Origin of the sequence: Rheinheimera sp. 4Y26 (assembly GCF_025245835.1) — a bacterium.
In the GTDB taxonomy this organism is placed as follows: Bacteria; Pseudomonadota; Gammaproteobacteria; order Enterobacterales; family Alteromonadaceae; genus Pararheinheimera.
On record NZ_JAOBWS010000005.1, the window covers coordinates 160,657 to 181,853 of the forward strand.

The 21,197-nt window shown below is 50.0% G+C and carries 14 protein-coding genes; 5 read left to right on the plus strand and 9 right to left on the minus strand.

Translation table 11 applies throughout. The annotated features are described in order from the left end of the window. Positions 1 to 62 precede the first annotated feature (62 nt). Genes N3Z11_RS08735 through trxB form a run of 3 tightly spaced genes read right to left on the minus strand, consistent with a single transcriptional unit; the run spans position 63 to position 2,450 of the window. The gene (locus tag N3Z11_RS08735) at positions 63 to 770 is read right to left on the minus strand and encodes an arginyltransferase (RefSeq protein WP_260656783.1); all 708 of its coding nucleotides are present in this window, start codon (positions 768 to 770) and stop codon (positions 63 to 65) included. Further along, entirely contained in the window at positions 767 to 1,480 is a 714-nt protein-coding gene (gene aat, locus N3Z11_RS08740) for a leucyl/phenylalanyl-tRNA--protein transferase (protein WP_260656784.1), read from the minus strand. The genes N3Z11_RS08735 and aat overlap by 4 nt, the downstream gene beginning before the upstream one ends. A gap of 13 nt (positions 1,481 to 1,493) precedes the next feature. Then, positions 1,494 to 2,450, minus strand: a complete 957-nt coding sequence (trxB, locus tag N3Z11_RS08745) for a thioredoxin-disulfide reductase (RefSeq protein ID WP_260656785.1) — start codon at positions 2,448 to 2,450, stop codon at positions 1,494 to 1,496. A 274-nt stretch (positions 2,451 to 2,724) separates the two neighbouring features. Here trxB and N3Z11_RS08750 point away from each other — a divergent pair, with 274 nt between their 5' ends. Beyond that, positions 2,725 to 5,985 (plus strand): sensor histidine kinase, encoded by a 3,261-nt coding sequence (locus tag N3Z11_RS08750; RefSeq protein ID WP_260656787.1) that lies wholly within the window; start codon positions 2,725 to 2,727, stop codon positions 5,983 to 5,985. A 177-nt stretch (positions 5,986 to 6,162) separates the two neighbouring features. Beyond that, positions 6,163 to 7,404, plus strand: coding sequence for a S8 family peptidase (locus N3Z11_RS08755; protein WP_260656788.1), 1,242 nt, complete (start codon positions 6,163 to 6,165; stop codon positions 7,402 to 7,404). Positions 7,405 to 7,475: 71 nt separating this feature from the next. Here the strand turns inward: N3Z11_RS08755 and trhA are convergent, their stop codons facing one another. After that, on the minus strand, positions 7,476 to 8,117 hold the full coding sequence (gene trhA, locus N3Z11_RS08760) for a PAQR family membrane homeostasis protein TrhA (protein ID WP_260656789.1): 642 nt from the start codon (positions 8,115 to 8,117) through the stop codon (positions 7,476 to 7,478). 131 nt (positions 8,118 to 8,248) lie between these two features. On the opposite strand from trhA, the gene N3Z11_RS08765 reads away from it, so the two are divergent. Beyond that, positions 8,249 to 9,505 (plus strand): glycosyltransferase, encoded by a 1,257-nt coding sequence (locus N3Z11_RS08765; RefSeq protein WP_260656790.1) that lies wholly within the window; start codon positions 8,249 to 8,251, stop codon positions 9,503 to 9,505. Next, positions 9,502 to 10,287 carry a Nif3-like dinuclear metal center hexameric protein gene (locus N3Z11_RS08770; RefSeq protein ID WP_409566861.1) on the plus strand — a complete coding sequence of 262 codons (786 nt, stop codon included), beginning with the start codon at positions 9,502 to 9,504 and terminating at the stop codon, positions 10,285 to 10,287. Before N3Z11_RS08765 ends, N3Z11_RS08770 begins: the two co-directional genes overlap by 4 nt. Before the next feature lie 58 nt (positions 10,288 to 10,345). Here the strand turns inward: N3Z11_RS08770 and N3Z11_RS08775 are convergent, their stop codons facing one another. Beyond that, positions 10,346 to 11,173 carry a YdcF family protein gene (locus tag N3Z11_RS08775; RefSeq protein WP_260656791.1) on the minus strand — a complete coding sequence of 276 codons (828 nt, stop codon included), beginning with the start codon at positions 11,171 to 11,173 and terminating at the stop codon, positions 10,346 to 10,348. Between the two features lie 6 nt (positions 11,174 to 11,179). On the opposite strand from N3Z11_RS08775, the gene N3Z11_RS08780 reads away from it, so the two are divergent. Beyond that, positions 11,180 to 11,953: a methyltransferase domain-containing protein gene (locus N3Z11_RS08780; RefSeq protein ID WP_260656792.1), complete on the plus strand. Its 774-nt coding sequence runs from the start codon at positions 11,180 to 11,182 to the stop codon at positions 11,951 to 11,953. 85 nt (positions 11,954 to 12,038) lie between these two features. Here N3Z11_RS08780 and N3Z11_RS08785 read toward each other — a convergent pair whose 3' ends face one another. The 4 genes from N3Z11_RS08785 to N3Z11_RS08800 form a co-directional block, all read right to left on the minus strand. Continuing rightward, positions 12,039 to 15,884 (minus strand): translocation/assembly module TamB domain-containing protein, encoded by a 3,846-nt coding sequence (locus N3Z11_RS08785; protein ID WP_260656793.1) that lies wholly within the window; start codon positions 15,882 to 15,884, stop codon positions 12,039 to 12,041. Then, positions 15,881 to 17,569 (minus strand): autotransporter assembly complex protein TamA, encoded by a 1,689-nt coding sequence (locus N3Z11_RS08790; RefSeq protein ID WP_260656794.1) that lies wholly within the window; start codon positions 17,567 to 17,569, stop codon positions 15,881 to 15,883. The genes N3Z11_RS08785 and N3Z11_RS08790 overlap by 4 nt, the downstream gene beginning before the upstream one ends. Before the next feature lie 237 nt (positions 17,570 to 17,806). Then, positions 17,807 to 20,647: an ATPase gene (locus N3Z11_RS08795; protein ID WP_260656795.1), complete on the minus strand. Its 2,841-nt coding sequence runs from the start codon at positions 20,645 to 20,647 to the stop codon at positions 17,807 to 17,809. After that, positions 20,640 to 21,197, minus strand: coding sequence for a condensin complex protein MksE (locus N3Z11_RS08800; RefSeq protein WP_260656796.1), 558 nt, complete (start codon positions 21,195 to 21,197; stop codon positions 20,640 to 20,642). The genes N3Z11_RS08795 and N3Z11_RS08800 overlap by 8 nt, the downstream gene beginning before the upstream one ends.

Here is a 21,197-nt window from a genome sequence, read left to right on the forward strand (position 1 = left end):
GGAAAAAAAAGTGTGCAGATTGTGCCGAAATCACAAGGATAAGTAAAGCGACTCCGACCTTTTTAATCAAAAGACTGCCATTTACCGGCGATTAAACGCTGTTGCGGTCTGAATTTCGCTTTGTAAGCCATTTTTGTACAGTCTGCAATAAAATAGCCCAGATACAAAAATGGCAGCTGCTGTTGCTGACTATGAAACAATGTCGCAAGAATGGCGAGAGTCCCCAGCGCCAGTTCAGAGTGCGGCTTATAAAAACTGTAGACTGCAGAATAACCGTCCTGCATCGGGTCGAGCAAAATCACACCAACCAGTTCAGTCCCCAGATACTGCTCAATGACTGAGATATTGAGCCAGCTGCACTGCAATAACGAAGTAAGTTGTTCTTCAGAAGGCGGATACATCACACCATCAGTATGTATTTCACTGATGTACTGCTGATAAAGCGGATAATAAGTGGTAAGGGTACCAGGCGGGCAAAACTTCCAGTGCCATTTTGCTTTTTCAGCCTTTTTCAGCAGCTTACGTTGGCCGGTGCTGAGTTTAAATTGGTCAACCAGCACACGGCACGCCTGACAGGCCTGACACTGCAGGCAATATGGGCGGTACAGCTGATCGCCGGTACGGCGGAAATTATAATCCATCAGCTGCTGATATAAGTCAGTATCGAGCGGCTGCTCTGGCAGCGTAAACACCAACCGTTCCTGTTGCTGTGGCAAATAACTGCAAGGGTGCTCGGCGGTTAAGCCAAATAACAGTTGTTGTGGGCTCACAACTCAAACTCCAGAGCTTGCGCCAACCAGAACTGTGTCGGAACCTGTTGATATTTGAGCTGGTTTAGCAGCTGCAGATAATCGGCGCGAGGCAGCGGTTGTACACCCAGTTGCAGTAAAAAAGGGTTGGGCATCTGGCAATCAATCCAGCCGGCGCTATAACGCTGTAGCTGCTGTTGCAGCACAACCAATGCCAGCTTGGCGGTGTTGGCTTCGAGGTTAAACATCGACTCACCACAAAATAATCCACCTATGGTCAGACCGTATAAACCGCCCACCAGTTCGCTGTCCCGCCATACTTCGATACTTTGTGCTATACCGGCCTGATGCAGCGTCAGATAAGCCGCCTGCATCTGTGGCACTATCCAGGTACCTTGCTGGCTTGCCCTTGGTGCTGCACATAAACGCACCACATCGGCAAAGGCCTTGTTGCAGCTAAAATGATACTGCTGTTTTTTCAGATATTTTTTCAGACTACGGTTAAGTTGCAGCTGATGTGGTGCAAATACAGCACGGGTTGCCGGTGACCACCATAAAATGGGTTCATCTTCGCCAAACCAGGGGAAAATAGCCGATTGATAGGCAGCCACTAGCCGCTGCGGCGACAAATCGCCACCCATTGCCAGTAAACCATCAGGGTCGGTCAGGGCCTCTGAAAGCGGGGGGAACCAGCGTGGTTCCTCCCGCAATTCCGGCAGATAAATTGGCATTTAAGCCCGCTGATTATTTGCTTTGGGCATCAAGATAACGTTCTGCATCCAGTGCAGCCATACAGCCGGTACCGGCAGAAGTGATCGCCTGGCGATAAATGTGATCAGACACGTCACCGGCGGCAAACACACCTTCAATACTGGTTTGGGTGGCGTTGCCTTCGATACCACTTTTTACCACCAGATAGCCGTTTTTCATTTCCAGCTGTCCGGCAAAAATATCGGTGTTTGGCTTGTGACCAATCGCAATAAATACACCTTGCAGTTCCAGCTGCTCTTCCGGTTGACCATTGGTGGAACTTAACCGCACGCCGGTCACGCCCATATCGTCACCAAGCACTTCAGCCAGCTCACGGTGGGTATGCAGAATAATGTTGCCACTGGCGACTTTGGCATTTAAACGGTCAACCAGAATTTTTTCTGCTTTAAAGCTGTCGCGGCGGTGAATTAAATGTACTTCAGAAGCAATATTCGACAGATATAAAGCTTCCTCTACTGCAGTATTACCGCCACCAACAACTGCAACCTTTTGGTTACGATAGAAAAAACCATCACAGGTTGCACAGGCAGACACACCACGGCCACTGAATTTTTGTTCAGACTCAAGACCCAGATATTTGGCAGAAGCACCGGTTGCGATAATTAACGCATCACAGCTGTACACGCCGTTGTCACCGGTCAGGGTAAATGGACGGTTTTTCAGATCAACGGTATGAATATGGTCAAACACAATTTGGGTATTAAAAGTTTCAGCGTGTTCGCGCATCCGTTCCATCAAGGCTGGACCTGTCAAACCGTGTGGGTCGCCTGGCCAGTTTTCCACTTCAGTGGTGGTGGTCAGTTGACCGCCCTGTTGCATGCCGGTGATCAGAACAGGGTTCAGGTTGGCACGGGCGGCATAAACGGCTGCAGTATAACCGGCAGGACCAGAACCTAAGATCATTAAACGGCTATGTTGAGGATTTGACATAAAAACTCCGGTGGATTCAGCATAATAACAAGACATTGCTCATCGAGATGGGGGCGATTTTAGGGCATTGCAACTGCATCGCAAAGCGCTTTGGCGAAATTAATTCGCTTGCGCTGTAAACTGAGCTTTGCTGTGCTAAGGTGAAGGCGTTACCGCAGAAGCAGGTAGTGATTTGGAGCCGGAGGTTGTTCTGGAGCGCGGGTGGAGGAGTCGGCAACTGGCTGGCTGGTTAAGGATACTGATCTTATGCTGGGCTGCCGTCTGCAGCCACAGTGTGTTGAGCTATCACGACTTTAAACGTATTGGCGTCGATGACGGCTTGCCAAATGCCACTATTTACAGTGTGGCTCAGGACAAACATGGTTATATCTGGCTGACATCCACCAACTCTGGTTTGCTCAGATACGATGGTTATACCTTTACTGAATTTCCGCTGTTAGGTCCGGCCGAACACCAACAAGTTGGTAATCAGGATGTTGGTGTTTTATTAATTGGTCGCAACAACACGCTTTGGGCTGGCACCTGGGGTTATGGTTTAAGCCGCATCGACGGCGTCAGTGGCAAGTTGCGTCGTATCGTGGCTGATGAAAGTTCCGAAAACGCGCTGGCCGGTATGTATATTCAAACCCTGATGCAGGATAAAGACGGCGCTGTCTGGGTTGGCACTACGCTTGGCTTAAATAAAATAAATCCGGACGGCAGCATAATCCGCATTGGCAGCCCTACATCGGCGCAGCCTTTAATCAATCAGCGTATCTGGAGTCTGGCCCAGACTGAAGACGGCACTGTCTGGATAGGCACAGCGCAGGGGCTACACAGTTATCAGCAAAGTACGGGTTTAAGTCAGGCGTTTATGTTATACCCCGATGCTGATCCACAAAGCCGCGACAATGAAATCAGAGCCTTAACCACCCATAACAATGATTTATGGCTCGGCGGGCGCAATGCCTTGTTCCGGTTGCAACAAGGTAAACTGCAGAAAATTCCGTTTTTCCCGCAACAACAAACTCCCATTATTAACGTGCTGCGTTTTGATGCTGACAACAGATTGTTGGTCGGCACTTATAACGGCATGTTCAGGGTGGATCCTGAGCTATTGCAGTTCGTACCTTTTAGGGAACAACAGTCGTTATTGCCCAACGTCAATGTCAGAAGCATTTTTTTAGACAGAACCGGCGTGTTGTGGCTGGGGTCGCGAGAAAGCGGGTTATATTTTGCAAGGCACAACAAGTCTGCATTTTCTGCGTTAAAAAATCTGCTGCCCACTTTGCCGGCCGAACAGTTTAACTTTACCGTCACCAGCGTTTTTGCGGCAAATGGCATCATCTGGCTGGGTAGTGCCGACCATCTGTACCGGATTGACCGGCAGCAACAACAATTAAAGCGTTATGCCACAGGTGGCAGGGTAAACAGTATCAGGCTGGATCAACAAGGCCAGTTATATGCAGCCACTGATGTGGGTTTGTATCAGTACAATGCGAAGCTGGATGCCATCAGCAAGGTCACCACACCTTTTACGCTGGCAAAGAGCAGTGACGGCAACATCCGCGATTTACAGATCGAACACAATGGCCAGTTCTGGTTTGGTCTGTGGGGCGAAGGCGTACTGGCCTGGGATCCGGCATCGGACAAAGTGGTCAGTTATCTTAAAGAGGAAATGCGGCAAAAAGTTGGCGACGCAGTGCAGGCCATGCTGCTCAAAGACAAGATCCTCTGGGTGGGCAGTCGATATTCAGGTTTGTTGCGCATTGATACCAGCACAGGTGCAGTCCTGAAACAAGGTTTAGCCGGACTGAAACTGCCAAGCGACGACGTCCAGTGTGTGGAACCAGGCCCGGCAAACGCTGTGCTGCTTTGCACCTCAAAAGGACTGATTCTGTATCAGCCAGATAGTAAGACTCAGCAGCATTGGCACAGTGGCAATGGTTTGCCCAGTGACAATATTGTTGGTGCTTATACGGATCGCAGACAGAATATATGGCTGTTGTCGGCCAAAGGATTAACCTTAAGGCCAGCTGGCACGGAACGATTTATCACTTTCACCCGCCAGGATGGCATGGTGGCGACTGAACTGGCCTTTAAATCAATTTTTGAAGATCAGACTGGTCAGTTGCTGGTGGGCACCATCGGCGGTATAGCGCTGATTGAACCTGACCTGCTCTGGGTCAATGACAGAGTGCCGCAGGTGGCTATATCGCAGGTGCTGGTGAACAACAAAAGTTTACCGGCACGGCCCCATACCGCTCAATGGCCTCTGATTAAACTGACGCCTGCAGATAACAGCGTGGAATTTGTGTTTGCCAGCCTCGATTATCACGATGTCAGCCGTAATCAGTTTATGGTTAGGCTCAAAGGTTTTGACAAAGACTGGTTATTGCATTCGGGCAAAAACAGCGCTTATTACTCTAACTTACCTTCAGGCGAATATCTGTTTGAAGTGCGCGGTTCCAACAACCATGGTTTATTTAGTGCAGAGAACGCCACAGTGCGGCTGGTGGTTGAACCTCCGTGGTGGCAACACAGGCCGGTGCAGGGCGCTTTGTTATTCCTGGTTCTGATGATGATGCTCGGATTTCATCAGTACCGGCTGCGTCATATCAGGCAAATCAATAAGTTACTGCAAAACTCCGTACAGGAGCGGGCGAAAGCGCAGCTGATTCTGGAAACCAAAGTGGCGGAGCGCACCAAAGAGCTGGAGGACAGTTCACTAACCTTGTCGCTTCGCACTAAACAGCTGGAAAAAAGCTTGTTAGAGCTTGCCAAAACCAACAAAGAGTTAACCCGTCTCGACAAACTCAAAGATGAATTTATCTCCACAGTGTCGCATGAACTCAGAACCCCTCTGACTTCTATCCGCGGTGCTGTAGGCTTAATTGCGCAAAAAGTGGTGCAACCTGAATCTGAACCTTATCAGCTGTTGGTGCAGACGGCGCTGAATAATTGTGAGCGGTTATCAAATTTAATTAATGATTTGCTGGATGTACAAAAGTTTGATGCCGGCAAATTTGTGCTGCAACGGACCGAACTTGATTTGTTGGATGCAGTGCAACAAGCCGTCACCGCGATGAAAACCTACAGTGATAAATACCATGTCACCATGCTGGTTAACACAGATCAGCCAGCAGACGACGACTTTTCTGCAGCAACAGCAGCCGACAGCCGTTATCTGGTGATGGCTGATCCGCTTAGAATTCGTCAGGTGCTGGACAATTTATTATCCAATGCCATTAAGTTTTCCCATCCGGGTGGTCAGGTTGAAGTGATACTGTCCAGCAATGGCCGCGATGTCAGGGTGGCAGTGAAAGATGAAGGTGTGGGTATTCCGGCAGCTTTCCAGCACAGAGTTTTTGAAAAATTCAGTCAGGCTGATGCGTCAGACAGCAGGGCCAAAGAGGGTACAGGTCTTGGATTAACCATCTGCAAACGTATTATCGAAAGCCATGAAGGACAGATTGGTTTTCAGAGTGTTGAACAACAAGGCGCGACCTTCTGGTTTAGCCTGCCTGTCGCCAGCAAGAATGATTCGCTAATGTAATGTCGTCTAATGTATTGATTTCTAAAGTATCATTTTGTTGTCATTAAATTGTCAAAAAGATATCAGCGCCCCTGACTTGGAGGCGCAGACAGATGCCTTTAGTTTGATTTTTGCCCGTTGCACAGATTCACTGCGGCGGACATAACAACAATAAATCAACTATTTAAAGGCACTATCATGATGCAACCAATCCAAAAAATCCTGCCGCTGCTTTTTACCGTCACTGCACTGGCGCTGTCTGTGCAGCAAGCTGTTGCCAGCGACAATGAAGAGTTTATGCCGTTAAGCGGTGATGACACCCAGTACATGATCAAATTTAAACCAGGCTCAACGATTAAGGCATTAGGCCCAGAGGCCGACAGTTATTTATCGGCAGGCGAGCGTAAGCAGAAGTTTTCGCGTAAAGGTGCTATGGCGTTATTACGCCAGGCTCAGGTACAGGAAGCCAATCACCTGGATGCTTTTGGTGTCAGCGTGGCAAAACTAAACGCCCAGCAGCTGCAAGCGCTGAAAAATAATCCGATGGTGGATTATGTAGAAGAGGATCCAAAACGTTATTTACTCGCAGAGTCAGTGCCTTATGGTATTACCATGGTACAGGCACCTCAGGTCAGTGACGCTATGACTTCAAACATCAAAGCCTGTGTCATCGACACGGGTTACAACTATGGCCATCCGGATCTGCCAGGCAGCGGTGTCACAGGTTATGCTTTTAGCGGTCACGGCAGCTGGAGTACAGACGGCAACGGCCACGGTACCCATGTTGCCGGCACCATTGCTGCTATTGGCGGCAATAATATCGGGGTGGTCGGGGTAAACCGCTCAGCCAAGCTTGGCCTGCATATCGTCAAAATTTTTAACGACTCAGGCAAATGGACCACAGCCTCTAACCTGATTCAGGCCATTCAGAGCTGTAAAAATGCCGGTGCTTCTGTGGTGAATATGAGCCTTGGCGGCAGCAGCTCCAGTACCACTGAAAGTAATGCGATGACCAATTTTTATAATGGCGGCATGTTGTTAGTGGCTGCGGCCGGTAATGCTGGTACCAGCGCATTTTCTTACCCGGCATCGTACAGTGCCGTGATGTCGGTGGCAGCGGTGAACAGCAGTAAAGTGCGGGCCAGCTTCTCGCAATACAACAGTCAGGTTGAGATCTCAGGTCCTGGTGTCAGCGTAAACTCCACCTATAAAAACAGCACTTACGCCAGCTTAAGCGGCACTTCCATGGCATCTCCCCATGTGGCCGGTGTTGCAGCACTGGTCTGGAGTCAGCACCGCACCTGCAGTGCTGCCAAAATCCGGGCCGCGCTCAATGCCACCGCAGAAGACAGAGGCACTGCAGGCCGGGATACCCAGTATGGCTGGGGGATAGTGCGGGCAAAAGCGGCGGTGGATTATCTGAATGTCAACCGCTGCTAATCAAATCCGGCTGTTATAACGCATAAAAAACGCCCCAATCCGGGGCGTTTTGTTTTTGGCTGATGTTGTCATTACAACACAAAATAATATACCGAAATAAAGTGGCAGCTGCTGCCAGCCACCACCCACAGATGCCAGATTGCATGGTGAAATTTTAGCGCGTGCCAGACATAAAAAATCACACCAAAGGAATAACATAAACCGCCGGCCAGCAGCCACCACAAACCGGCCTCAGGCACATGCGCCAGCATAGGTTGAATGGCAATCAGTGCCAGCCAGCCCATCGCCAGATAAAGCACCAGACTGGTTTTTTTAAATTTCAGATGGGCGGCAAACTCGAGAATAATACCGGCAAAAGCAATGCCCCAGACCACAGCCAGCAACCAGAAGCCCCAGCTGTCACGCATGCTGATGAGGGTAAAAGGGGTGTAACTGCCGGCAATGAGCAGATAAATAGCGGCATGATCCAGCTTGCGCCAAAAGGCTTTGTGACGGGGATTTTTACTACCGTGGTACAAACTTGAACACAGATACAATAAAAACAAACTGACACCAAATGCCAGCGCAGCCAGTGTGACTTGCCAGTCATTTTGCTGCAGGCTTTTTTCCAGTAACAACAAACAACCCAGCAGGCTCAAAAGTGCCGCAAACGCATGGCTCAGCCAATGTAACAACTCTTCGGTTGGGTGATAAGGGGCCTTCACTTTGGTCATAACAGGTCCAACAACAAAATATCGGCACTCATCATACCACTAAAAAAGTGCGGTGCTGCAACAGCGGCAGACAAGGTTTGGCGCCTTACCGGATCAGGGTTACAATAACGGCCGTTTTTTCGGAGGTGCAGATGGCGTTATTAGTGGTATTGGGATACGTCTGGCCGGAGCCGGCCTCGTCTGCTGCCGGCTGGCGGATGTTAAGTTTGCTGGAAATGTATCGCGCTCAGGGCTGGCAGGTGATTTTTGCCAGTGCCGCTGAGCGCGGGCCACACCGTGCTGATTTAACAGCCCTTGGTATCCGCGAAGTGAATATTGCGCTCAATTGCAGCAGCTTCGACCACTGGATAGCAGAGCTGCAGCCCGATGTGGTGCTGTTTGACCGTTTTATGCTCGAAGAGCAGTTTGGTTGGCGGGTGGAAGCCGCTTGCCCCAATGCCTTAAGGCTGCTCGATAGTGAAGATTTGCATTTTTTGCGGGCAGCACGGCAACAGGCCTTTAAAGAAAAAAGGCAACTGCAACCTTTAGATCTTCATTCAGAGCTTGCGATGCGGGAAATTGCGGCCATTTTGCGCTCAGATCTGACACTCACCATTTCCGAATATGAAATGACGTTATTGCAGCAACAATTTCAGCTGCCCGCCAGCCAGTTGTTGTATTGCCCCTTTTTATTAACGCAGCAGGCAACCTTGGACCTGCCGGATTTTGATGAGCGAAAACATTTTGTTTTTATTGGAAATTTTCGCCATGAACCCAACTGGCAGGCGGTGTTATGGTTACAACAAATCTGGCCTGTGATCAGGCAGCAACTGCCGGGCGCTGAGCTGCATATTTATGGCGCTTATCCGCCGCCCAAAGCCACGGCGCTTCACAACAGCAAACAAGGTTTTTTCATCAAAGGCTGGGCCGATGATGCCCACAAGGTGCTGCGCGAGGCCAGAGTTTGTCTGGCACCTTTACCTTTTGGTGCCGGCCTTAAGGGCAAATTTATTGATGCGATGCAAAATGGCACCCCTTGTGTCACCACCGCCATTGGCGCTGAAGGGATGTGTTGGCATGGCGAGTTTGCCGGCCTGGTGGCAGAAGATAGCCAGTCTATCGCTCAGGCAGCGGTGCGGCTTTATCAGGATGAGATACTCTGGCGGGCATCACAGCAGCAGGGTTTTACTATTTTGCAGCAAAAGTTTGCTTACGAGGCACTGCAGCCCGGAGTCTGGCAACAACTGGAGCAGGTCAGGGCAAATCTGAGCTGGCACAGAGCACAACATTTTATGGGGGCCATGCTCAGACAACATCAATTTCGTAGCAGCAAGTTTATGGGCCAATGGATCGAAGCCAAAACCAAACTGGCCGCACTTGAACAATTATCCGGAGCAGCACCACAATGACGCAGCGAACACAGAGTATCAGCAGGCAACAACTGCAGCAATTGCTGGAGGAAAAACTGGGGGCCAGCCGTATCAAAGACTATTGCCCCAATGGTTTGCAGGTAGAGGGCAAAAGTCAGATCCAAAAAGTGGTCACAGGGGTCACCGCGTCACAAAAACTGCTGGATGCTGCAGTAGCAGCCGGAGCGGACGCCATTCTGGTGCACCATGGTTATTTCTGGAAAGGCGAAGATTATGTGGTGACAGGCATGAAAAAACGCCGGCTGCAAACCCTGCTGAACCACGATATCAATTTGTTGGCTTATCATTTGCCGCTTGATATTCAGCCCGAGCTTGGTAATAACGCCCGCCTTGGCCAGTTGCTGCAGCTTGAAAATGTGCGGCCTTTGACTGTAGCTGAGCCTTTGGGCGTTGTGATGCTGGGTGATGTGCCATCTTGCCATCAAAGCCGAAGTGCCAAAGACTGGGCCGCTGTTCTTGAGACCCTGTTACAGCGTCAGCCACTGGTGCACCCTGCCGGGCCTGCCACTATTAACACTATCGGCTGGTGCAGTGGTGGCGGGCAGGGTTATATCGAAGTTGCGGCACAAGCCGGTGCCGATTTATTTTTCAGTGGTGAAGTGTCAGAGCAAACCATTCATAGTGCAGACGAGTTAGGCATTCATTTTATTGCCGCCGGCCATCACGCCACCGAACGTTATGGCATACAAGCGCTGGGGCAGTGGCTTGCAGCACAAACCGGCATTGAAGTTGAGTTTATTGATTTGCCTAATCCGGCCTGAGCCGGTTTTGCGGATCAGATGAGCGCTTGTCCGGGCAGCTTTGTGGCCATCCGGTATTTTATTCCGGCTTGGTTAAATCTGCGTCCGGGCTGCCTTGTGCTACTGCCGAAGCTGTGTCGGCCGACATCTGCCATTGCTGCAGTACCAGCCCCAGATATTCGTAATGCACATAACTCAGCGCACTAAGAGCAGTGACAGTCGGAATAAAATGGCCAGGTTTAAGCTCGTGGTTTAACCGCCGGACGCTAAAGTCGGTAGGCGCCGCTATGATAAGTCCCCGTTTTGTTTGCTGTTGCTGATAAAAAGCCACCCAGCGCATGGTTCTTGGCATATGCATGGCAGATGTCACCAGCGCAACATTGTCCTGGCCGGTTGCGGCCAGCAGGCTTTGGATCTCTTCGCGGGTGTTGTGCGGCTGTTGATGCAAACGAATTTGCTCAGGCGCAACACCCATAGCGATGGCATAACGGCGCGCCACTTCGCTGTGTTCATTGATTCTGTCGTCGATTCGGCCGCTAAAATGCAGCAGCGCCGTTGGCTGCTGATGCCAAAGCCGGATCCCTTCACTGACTCTGGCCAGTGAACAAGGTGCCAGCTGGCTGGTCAAGGGTAAAAAGGGGCTGTCCTGATGATTACAGCCCAGCACCCAGATATGCTGCAGCGGCGCGGCGTTGGTTGTGTTGTTATAAGCCGGATATTGCAGCTCAAGCGGCGCGGCCAGCTGATCGACCAATGGTTTGGTGGTGCCTCCCCAAATCAACAGCAACAACAAAATGCTGCCGGCTTTGGCGGCGCCAGGGCGCAATTGATGTAACATAACCAGCAGCAGTGCCAGCAACAGCAGGATCACAGCGGGCGAGGCCAGAATTTTAACGGGAAATTCCATAACACCATGACAAAGAAAAAATCGGACCGCAATTTTGACAGTATCGCGGCGAAATTCCAGCAGAATATCTACCAAACCACCAAAGGCCGCTTAAGGCAGCTGGTGTTGCAGCGCGATCTAGCTGAGTGTGAGGCGTTACAACAGCCAAGCCGGGTGCTGGATGTGGGGGCAGGTCAGGGCCAGCTGGCGTTATGGCTGGCATCAATGGGCCATCAGTTGCTGCTGACCGATTTATCGGCTGAAATGCTGGCCATGGCCGCAGAAAGCGCCAAAGCGCAGGGGCTGTCTGAGCAAATCAATATATCAAACACCGGTCTTGCTGAACTTGCAGCTGGCGGGCAGCAATATCCTGTGGTGCTCTGTCATGCCGTGCTGGAATGGCTGGCAGAGCCTGAGCTGGCGATAGGGCAGTTGTGGCAGCTGCTGGAGCCGGGCGGCACTTTATCGCTGATGTTTTACAACCTGGACGCTAAAAGGTTTTCCAATATTGTCTATGGCAATTTTAATTATGTGCTGCGCGATTTGGCCTATAAGAAAAAAGTCAGTTTAAGCCCGCAACATCCGCTAAACCCGCTGGATGTAATGCGCTGGTGTCAGGCACAGGGATTTGAATTATTGAGTAAAACCGGGGTGCGTTGTTTCCACGATTATTTGCGCGACCGCTCAGAGCAGGAAACAGAGTTTGATAAATTGCTGGAAGTCGAGCTCAGATACAACCGCACCGAACCTTATGCATCGTTAGGGCGTTATCAGCATTTGTTGTTAAAAAAGCCACTGTAAGTACAAAATAAGACCAGCTACGGCTGGTCTTTTTTGCCGGGATGATGCTGATTTTTGTAGGTGTCTGTTTGTTAATGATCTTCGCTTAATCAAATTCAACTTTATACAACAGATCCACTGAGGTATTGACGCTTTTAACTGCCTCTAAATACAGCTTTTTCATCAGGCGGTAGCGCAGGGTAAATTCACCAAAGGGGGTAAAAATGCCCACTCCATACTTCACCTGCAATTTGGGTGATAAATAACCGCTCACCGTCACTTTGGAGTCAGTACCACTGCCGGCGGTGTCAAGGCTCAGCTCTTTTAAACCAAAAACTTCACCTAACTGGCCCACCAATTTACCGCTGCTGGCAATGCCAATACCAATCAGGCTGGTGGTCATGCTTTTATCTGAGCTGTTGCTGTTTAAATCCCGTCCCATTAGCAAATAGGCCAGCGCGTTGGCCTGGGGTTTGGCCGGTGTGGAAAAAACTTCCACCACAGGACTGTCGGCTAAACCACTGACTCTTAAACCGGCAATCACACCATCTTCGGTTTTTTCCGGATTGCGGATGGCTTCTATCGCCATCAGAGGCTCATCGGCCGGACCGTTAAAATTCAGCCGGCCTTTGCGCAGTTGTAAATCCTGACCGTAAGCACGGAAAGTACCGTTTTGCAGGTTTACCTGGCCATGTACTGTCGGTTGTTTGCCGTTTTGCCTTACTCTTAATTCCCCTTCCAGCCGGGTTTTTAAGCCAAAAGCGGCCAGCCGTACATCGTCGCCCAGCAGCACTTTTACATCAGAGCTCAGCTGCCATTGTTCAGCCGCCACATAATCCAGATCCTGGGTATTAATCAGAATTTCATCATCCGATACTTTAGTGGCATTTTGCGGCAGGTCATCCACCTCAATGTTGCCTTGTGGAACATGCACAACACCTGTTAAACGGCCGCCACCGGCATCGGCATTAAATTGTAAATCCGGTGATAAAGTCAGTGTGGTGTTGGGCAAATGCACACTGACCTGTTCGCCTTTGAGCGCCAGTTTGGCGTACCAGAGCGCTGATTGTTGCCAGTCGGCGTTCCCTGTCATCTTGAGTTGACCTGAAGGTGTCACCAGCTCTCCGGCGAGATTGCCTTCGAAACCATCGAGGCTTAGTTGCAGCCTGGCTTGCTGAATATCCATCGGGGCCTGCCGGCCGGTTAATGTCAAATTCTCAAGGGCCAGAGAGCCTCGTAGCTCAGGATGTTCAAGGGCGCCGGTGGCGCTGATATCGCCATTCAGCTCAGCCTGAAACTGGCTGTAGTCATTGAGTAAAGGCCGTAAAAACGACAAATCCATTGCGCTCAGCTGAAATCTGGCATCCATGGTTTTATCTTTACTATCAAGCTGTTGCAACCTGAGTGCGAGTCTGGCATCACTTTTTTCGGAGAAAATCAGCCGAAACTCAGATTGCAGTTCGTTGTTTTGTAAGCTTGCACTGAGGCTCAGCTGTTGCCAGGGCACTTCTAATAAACTGGTGCTCTGGTAATTAAATTGGCCGGCGCCACCTTGCAGACGCAGGGTAAAGCTGGGCAGTTGTTTCTGCTGCCAGCCTAAAGTGACGGCGCCATCCACCCGGCCATTCAGGCTTTGATGCTGCTCCAGCAGGGCACTGAGTGCCGCCAAATCAAGTTGTGTCAGCTCGGCGCTGATAGCGCCCGCTGTGGCTGATAGGGCTTGATCTGCCTTCAGGCAAAGCTTCGCTTGATTGTCATGCCAGCAGGAGGGGCTTAAGGTCAGCGTCTGTTGTTGCCGCTGCCAGCTTGTTTGCATGCTCTGCTGCAGCTGCCAGTCGCCCATATCTGATTTCAATCTGGCTTCCTGCCAGTTAACTTGCCAGCTTTGGCTATCGAGGCTGCCTTCCATTGCTATTGCCGCCTGCAGCTGATGACTGTCCAGCTGCAGATGGCTCTGATGTTGTTGGGCGGTGCCGGTCAGTTGCCAGTCCAGCTGTTGCAGCTGAATGCCAGGTGCCTGACCTTCTTTGGCACTGAACGACAATGAAGAGTTTTGCTGACCCAAAGCCGCCAGAGTGCCGCGCAGCGCAAAAGTGGCCAGCGCATAATCGTCCTGATAATTCAACTGTTCACCTGTTAGCTCCAGTTGTAAGTTTGGGTTTTTGGCGGCGCCTGTCAGCCTGATCACACCGCTGAGACGGCCTTCACTTTGCGCCACACTTTGTGACAGATCCGGTACTTGTAGCACCACTTCTGCATCCCACTGTTCGGTCAGCAGGCCTTTGGCCGACAGCTGATTCGGACCGTGGCTCAGTGTCAGCACCGGGCTTTGCAGCGCCCAAAATTCATTTTGTTGCTCAAGGCTTAAACGGCCTTTTAGTTGCAGCGGCAGATCGCGTAAATCACCCTGTAGTTCAATCACCGGCAAATCGAATTTGACTGCAGCGGGTTGCATATTGGCATTGAGGCTAAGTTTGCCCGACAAGCTGCCCGGATAATCCGCCCAGAATAAACCGGGTTGCAGTTGATGCAGCAGTAACTCTGTTTGTAGCTGCTGCCTGGCTAAATCCACAGTGGCAGTTGCCTGCAGATCGCCGCCTAAGGTTTGGATATCAAGCTGCTTAATTTTTACAGTGCCTGGTGTTGCCTGATAACGGGCGGCGAATTTCAGTTTGGCTGTGGGTAAATCCGGCAGCTGCAGCTGACTGTCAGCCAATAAATCAACAGCTGCAGTGGAGCCCTTGAGGTGCAGCTGCAGATTGCCAAGGCGATATGTTTTTGATTCTGTCGCCCCGGCTTTGGCTTTTGCATCCGTGTTTTGTGCCGGCGGCACGGTATATTGCAGTGCATCTGAGCGCAGTTTGAGATCAAATTCAGGCTGGGTTTTGCTGATATCCAAAGTACCGCTCAGTGTTGCCTGTTGCGGCCCCAACAGCTTTGCATCAAGCGCAAGTGATGCAAGCGGCCCTTGCAGACTCAGTTCAAGCTGTTGTTCCAAAAGCCAGGGTTGTTTGCTGATCTCTAGCTGCAACTGAATCGCTTGCTGCTGTTTGGGTTTGATATCCAGTTCACTGCGAAACCGGAATAAAGGCGTTTTTGCGTCAAAGTCCGCAATAGCCAGTTGCCAGCGCTGGTGGCTGAAATTAGCCTGTAACTGCGCTTTGCTCAGTTGCAGCTGGGGTTGGTCAGCGTCCAGCAGCTCGATGTTATCAAGCGTCAGGCTTTTAACACTCAGCTGCAGGGGCAGCTGAATGCTGCTCAGGTCCGGCAATGCCGGCACAGGCGGCAGTTGCCAGCCTTGGGTGGCGGCGATGCTGGTTTTGGCTTTAGGTTTTAGTTTGGTATTTTGCGTCGCAGGCAGTTGCTGCGCTGTATGTTTCTGCACTGTATGTTGCTGCGCTGTATGTTTCTGCACTGTATGTTGCTGCGCTTTAAATTGGCGGATCAGGCTATCGCCAAGTGCCAGCTTGTCCTGTTGCCAGCTGAGGCTGCTTTGCAGTACGCCCAGTTGCAGCTGAAGGTGCGGCTGTTGCAGATGGACGTTTTGAAGCGAAATCTCATCAATGCGGATGGGGAAGGGCGCAGCAGGCACTGTGACTACAGTGTTTGCCTCGTTCTTTTCCGGTGCCGCTTCGATCTGAATGGCTGCACCTTCCAGCTTCAGATAATGCAGGCAAAGCGCGGAATGGCTAAAACAGCGCCAGTCGAGCCTGCCTTGCAGACTTTGTAGTTTGAGCTGTTGCTGTTCGTCCTGATAGTGCACATCGTGTAGGCTGAAACCACGCCACAAGTCGCCGTTGATGCTGCCAATACTTAAAGATGGCAGGTACCACTGTGCAACCAAAGCGCCCAGTTGCAAACTTAAGTTGGTGCCAACAAGCGCGAGGCTGATCAGTAAAATGGCCAGCAGGCTTAATAAAAATCTTTTAAGCAGATACCAGCTGAGCTTCATAATTCGGGCCCAAGGGTAAAGTGAATACGAAAGTCGGTGCCGGGTTTGGAATCGAGGCCAAAAGCAAAATCAAGCCGCACCGGGCCAATAGGTGATGCCCAGCGAATACCTGCGCCAACGCCTCTTTGCCAGTCCGGGTTTTGGTTCCAGACACTGCCGTAGTCGGTAAATACCGCCAACCACCAGTCGCCTTTGACTCTGTGCTGATATTCCATCGTGGCAACCGCCATATGCAGGCCGCCAATATAAAGGCCTTGCGCATCCTGGGGCGCTACAGTGCGATATTGATAACCGCGCAGGCTGTTATCGCCGCCGGCAAAAAAACGTAATGAGGACGGAATACTCTCAATGCTTTCCTGCAAGATAGTGCCGGCGTCCAGACGCAGCAGCCAGCGCTCGTCCACACTCCAGCTGCCAATCCAGCCTGCCCGGCCACGTAAGCGGATAAAGTCTGTGTCGGAGCCCCAGCTTTGGTCGGCAATTTCTGCACCAATCAAATAATAATCAGCCTGTTGCGGCATGCTGCCACCGCTGTTGCTGCCTTTACTAAAACTAATGCCTGGCATTAAAAGGGTCGAGGTCGCCTGTTGGCTACCCTGCAAATAATCTTCATATAAAAAACGCATGGAAAGGTTGCGGTTCCAACCGTTTTTCAGTAACCAGTTGCGCTCAGCCAAAAGGTTAAATTCCTGACTGACGGTATTGAGTTTATCGAGGTTCTTATAACCCAGCACAAACTGGTAATAGTCGTTCGTCACATCCCGCAGTGGCATTTTGTAGCGGGTTTCCAGTAGTTGTTCCGGGTTGGATAAAGCTAAGTCTGCGCCCAGACTATGGCCTTTGTCGTTCAGCCAGGGTTTTTCCCATTTGGCTTTAAGCCGGCCATGTACGTCAGTTTCATAACCCACACCGGCCTCGACGTTATTTTTCAGTGCTGGTGTGAGTTCGATGCGAAGTGGCAATTCACCGTTTTTACGGTTGTCGACATCGGCTTCGAGGTTAATGCTGCTAAACCAGTTGGTAGTGGCAAGTGATTGATTGAGCTCGCCAAGCAGGCGGGCAGAATAATGGTCGCCTTTGCGGAATTTTAATAGGGATTTCAGTCGGGCTTGTCTGATTTGCGAGCCATGAAAACTGATGTCGCCAAATTTGTATCTTTGGCCCGAATCAAAATACAACCTTACTGTGCCACGCCTGTCGCCGGGTTTGACATAAAGTTCGGTGCGGGTGAATTTGGCGTCAAAAAAACCTTTGCGGTTGGCCAGGCTCATTAACTCACTTTTGAAGTTTTCATATTTGCCATGGTGCATCCTTTCGCCTTTTTTGGGAGCGGCGTTTTTCAAAAGCTGCAAAAACTGGGTGTCGTTGGCGGCGCCACCATAAATGCGCAAATCATTGGTTTGAATATACACATACTTATTGGCAGTAATTTTGGCGGTGAGGATATAATCATTGCCGTCTTTTTTATCAATAAAATCAACAACAACCTGATAGTAACCTAAACCTCTGAGCGCTTTTTTAATGTCGCGGCTGACCCGGTTTTTAAAGCGGGCTGAGCTGTTAATTTCAGCTTCTGCAATAGAAGACAGATAAAGCTCAATATTTTCCTTGCGCTCGCCTGTGACCCCAACAAGCTCAATCCGATTGGCAGCATCAGCCTGAGCCGGTGTGAGACCAAGCCACAACAGCATCAGCAGCAGAAAGACAGTGTGAAAACTCAGTCCGCGAATGACCCAACTCCTTGTCCGGATAAAAAAACAACCGCCGCCAGCTTTGGTTAAAGCGCCTGCTGCGGTGTGTTGGCTCTGAGTAAAACTACAGCGATAAGTTCAGCGGCAACAACTTAACTGTCTGATTTTTCATCAGAACAGCAGTTGTTGCCACCAGCTGCCCGCAAAGTCTGAGAAAGTTGCAACCAGGGCTTAGCCAGCCAGCTCAGCCTCGTCATTGACTTGATCTTTTGTTAACAAAGGCTCAGTACTGCCAATTTGTTCACAAAGGATCCAGTCTTTTTCATCCACCCAGTTTTGCGCACCATTTTTCACAGTGCGGATAGGCACTATATAACGGCAGCTGGTTTGTGGTTTGACCGAGGCAAAAATTGGGACAAAACCAAAATTCAGTGCAGTTTCAATCAAAGCCTGCTGGTTATGCGGGTCAATGTCGGCCGCTTCGTCGATATAAATAGGAATACGGTATTTACCCCGTTCCCGTTCAGCCAATAATTGACGAATAAACAACATGCCACACAATAACTTAATGGTAATACGGGTGCCGTTGGAACCTGCTGAGTCTATTTTGTCAAAATACTCCACTTCACCGGCGCGATTCACCACTTTAAACCGGATATCAAATAAATCCGACAGCGTCAGGCCCGATTTTTCGCTGGCGGCCTGAATAAGATAATCTTTGGCCGCATTAATTTCGCGCTCATCTGTGGTGACACCCGGCGCTAATAAATCCAGCGTATCGCCTTGCTGATAAGCGTCTGAGGTGGTCAGAATGGTATCGATATGGCCGACCAGCAGTTTGCGGTCGACAATCTCAATTTTAAAATCCTGCAAATTAGAGATTTGATGACGCCAGATGCCGCGGTTAAAGCTATTGAGTTCACGGTGCAGGCGGTCTAAGTCTGATCTTAAGCCTTTGAGTGTGGATGCTACTTCGGTCAGTGCCACCCGGGCACGGCGTTCAATGGCTTCACGCTCTTTATCCAGATGGTGAAAGGCCTGAATAAGCTTCTGGTATTTAGCGTCTTCATCAGTTTCAGCTTCAAACTTGCTGATACCGGCATTAAAAATAAACAAATAGGTATTTTTAATGTTGATATCTAAAAGCTTCAGCTCCTGACAATGTTTATTGTAAGAGCGCAGCTCGTCGGCCAGATTGTCATATTCAAGGTTTATCTCAATTGGATAAGGTGTAATACGGCCGCTGTAAAAATCGAGCTGGAAATCTATCCGCTCTTTTTTCTCGTGTTCAATACGTTCAAGCTGACGTTTCAGTTGATCCTGCTTGTTGGTGACCAGATTACGCCGATCCGACAAACTGCTGGCTTTGTGCTGCACTTCAGATAGTTGCTCGTGCAGAATTTCTTCTTCACGGTCGAGCTCGTCCACTAAATCCTGCTGCTGCTCGCGCAAATCCCGCATTTGCTCAAAACGGGCAAAACGTTTTAAATCTTCTTCGGCTTGCAGCATATCGGCGTATAACCGCTCTTTCTCGCGGGTTTTGCCGGCTAAATCCTGAGCAACTTCTTCTTGTTGCTCCAACGTCGCCAAAGTTAACTGCAAAGCTTCAATCTGTTCTTTCAGCTGAATTTTGCCTTCAACACCCGTCATATCGGGCGCAGATAAATGCGCTAAATCAATGACAGCGCCTTTGAGGTGCAATTTACCCTGACGGAAACAATCAGCCAGCGCACTTAATTGCTCGCCAAAAGCATCGTCATCTGTAATGTGTACATCACCGCCTGTTGCGGTCGACAGTGACAATAAGTCCGGGTTCAGCGCTTTAATCAGCTGCTGCACTTCAGGTAAAGACAAATCTTCGCGCAAACGGGAATACAGGTTATATTCCAGGTTTTTCAGCTGCAGCTTTAAGCTTTTCAGCTGCTTCTGCGTTTGTGCCTGCTGATGCGCCAAAGTCGTTGGGTTTAAGTTGGCGGCACCTTGCAGGCTGTGGCTTAACGACTCATAACTCTGGCGGATATTGGCAAGATTGGATTGCAGCGTGGCTAAGTTGGTCAGGCCAAAACGCAGTGCCAGAGTGTCGTGCTCACTAAACCATTGTTGCAGCTCAATTTTACGGCCAGACAACTCTTTGATTTGCCCCACATATAAACGCTGTTTTTCTTCCAGCTGACTTTTTTCGCGGTGCAGCTCTTCGAGGTTATTCGAAAGCTCGCCCTGTTGATCTTCTAAATAACTCTGAAATTCCACCAAAGCTTTATCGAGTTTGGGTGCATAAGCGCCCAACCTGCCTTTGAGTACAGCGCGGTTATCCAGCAGGTTTTCCAGTGCTTCCACCGCTTGCTGCTGGTTTTCTAAAGCTTTTAGTTCACGCCTGTCGCGGTTTACTTTTTCAAAAGCATTGTGCCAGACAGTGTAAAAATCGACTTTTGGGTCGCTTAAATGGCGGGCAAACACCGGCAACAATAACCGTTTGACGTCCTGCGCTGTTAAACGGTGCAGGTTTAAAATACGGCGGAAAATGTCTTTATAGACAGGCGCATCGCTCACGTTGGTCAGCGGGATCATGCGCAGGTTTATTTTGCTGTCATAAGGGGTGGCGCCGCCGGTTAAAAGGGCATTGAGCTCAGCAGGTTTTAGCTCCAGCGGGTCAAAACCCAGCTCACGCAGGTGATGATCCAGCTTGTTGTATTTCACAATGCTGTTATTGACCAGGTAATGATCCAGGTTCAGCTTGCCGTTGTAGCAAAAATACTGGTACTGATAACCGGCAATTTTGCCAAGACCTGCCACACCAATGACCACGGGGCCGTTCGGTAAGTTGGCTTCCAGCAGAATATAACTCTGGTCGGTGCCAAAATAAAACTTCCGGGTTTCGTCTAAATCGTGGCCGTCCCATTCGGTTAAGCGTAAATCGTTAATCAGTGGAAACTGTAAAGCGTTGATGACCGAACTTTTACCTGTGTTATTCGGCGCGCAGATAGAGGCGGCATCATCGAGCGGGATCACACACTTGGCGTAACCTGCGGTATTTAATAAAGCGAGCTTGGTTAAGCCGTATAACTCAGACATCGGCCTGCTCCTCTGTGTTAGTTTCTTCGGCCAGCTGGTCGACTGCCATTAAGGCGTCCAGGTAACGGTAGATGGGGGAGAGCAGCTTAAATTGTTCACCCTGGGCTTTGGCAAAACCGTAACGTAACATGCGGTTCATCACTTCACGTTTGAGGTCGGTGGCCGAATACACTTCGAGCTGTTCAAATAGGTGATATTGCTGCTGCAAAATGCTGGCAAGAATTTCGTGGCTGATTTCTTCGTCAAATAAAGCCCGCAGTGGATCCTGGCCTTTGTCTGCAAAAAACTCCACCAGAGCATAAGTGGTGAGCGCAAATAACCGGGAAATTTTGCCCATATTGACGGTGGCATCGTCCACTTCAAAATGGAAAAAACCACGGCTGTCACGTTTCAGTTGATTACCCAGAGCGGTAAATAACGCGCTGTAGGCCTCTTCGTTGTTGTCGAGCTCCTGCCAGAGGGCAAAATCCTGCTCGCTGATATGAAAACCAGTGCTGAGTTTTTTATAAATGTCAGCCAGTTGGCTCAGTTGTTCCAGTTCAATCTGCAT

What these genes read in the sequence shown, in the direction of transcription:
- aat (WP_260656784.1), bottom strand. Translation starts at nt 1,480, where the DNA reads ATGCCAATTTATCTGCCGGAATTGCGGGAGGAACCACGCTGGTTCCCC.
- trxB (WP_260656785.1), bottom strand. Translation starts at nt 2,450, where the DNA reads ATGTCAAATCCTCAACATAGCCGTTTAATGATCTTAGGTTCTGGTCCT.
- N3Z11_RS08755 (WP_260656788.1), top strand. Translation starts at nt 6,163, where the DNA reads ATGATGCAACCAATCCAAAAAATCCTGCCGCTGCTTTTTACCGTCACT.
- trhA (WP_260656789.1), bottom strand. Translation starts at nt 8,117, where the DNA reads ATGACCAAAGTGAAGGCCCCTTATCACCCAACCGAAGAGTTGTTACAT.
- N3Z11_RS08765 (WP_260656790.1), top strand. Translation starts at nt 8,249, where the DNA reads ATGGCGTTATTAGTGGTATTGGGATACGTCTGGCCGGAGCCGGCCTCG.
- N3Z11_RS08770 (WP_409566861.1), top strand. Translation starts at nt 9,502, where the DNA reads ATGACGCAGCGAACACAGAGTATCAGCAGGCAACAACTGCAGCAATTG.
- N3Z11_RS08775 (WP_260656791.1), bottom strand. Translation starts at nt 11,173, where the DNA reads ATGGAATTTCCCGTTAAAATTCTGGCCTCGCCCGCTGTGATCCTGCTG.
- N3Z11_RS08780 (WP_260656792.1), top strand. Translation starts at nt 11,180, where the DNA reads ATGACAAAGAAAAAATCGGACCGCAATTTTGACAGTATCGCGGCGAAA.
- N3Z11_RS08785 (WP_260656793.1), bottom strand. Translation starts at nt 15,884, where the DNA reads ATGAAGCTCAGCTGGTATCTGCTTAAAAGATTTTTATTAAGCCTGCTG.
- N3Z11_RS08795 (WP_260656795.1), bottom strand. Translation starts at nt 20,647, where the DNA reads ATGTCTGAGTTATACGGCTTAACCAAGCTCGCTTTATTAAATACCGCA.
- N3Z11_RS08800 (WP_260656796.1), bottom strand. Translation starts at nt 21,197, where the DNA reads ATGCAGATTGAACTGGAACAACTGAGCCAACTGGCTGACATTTATAAA.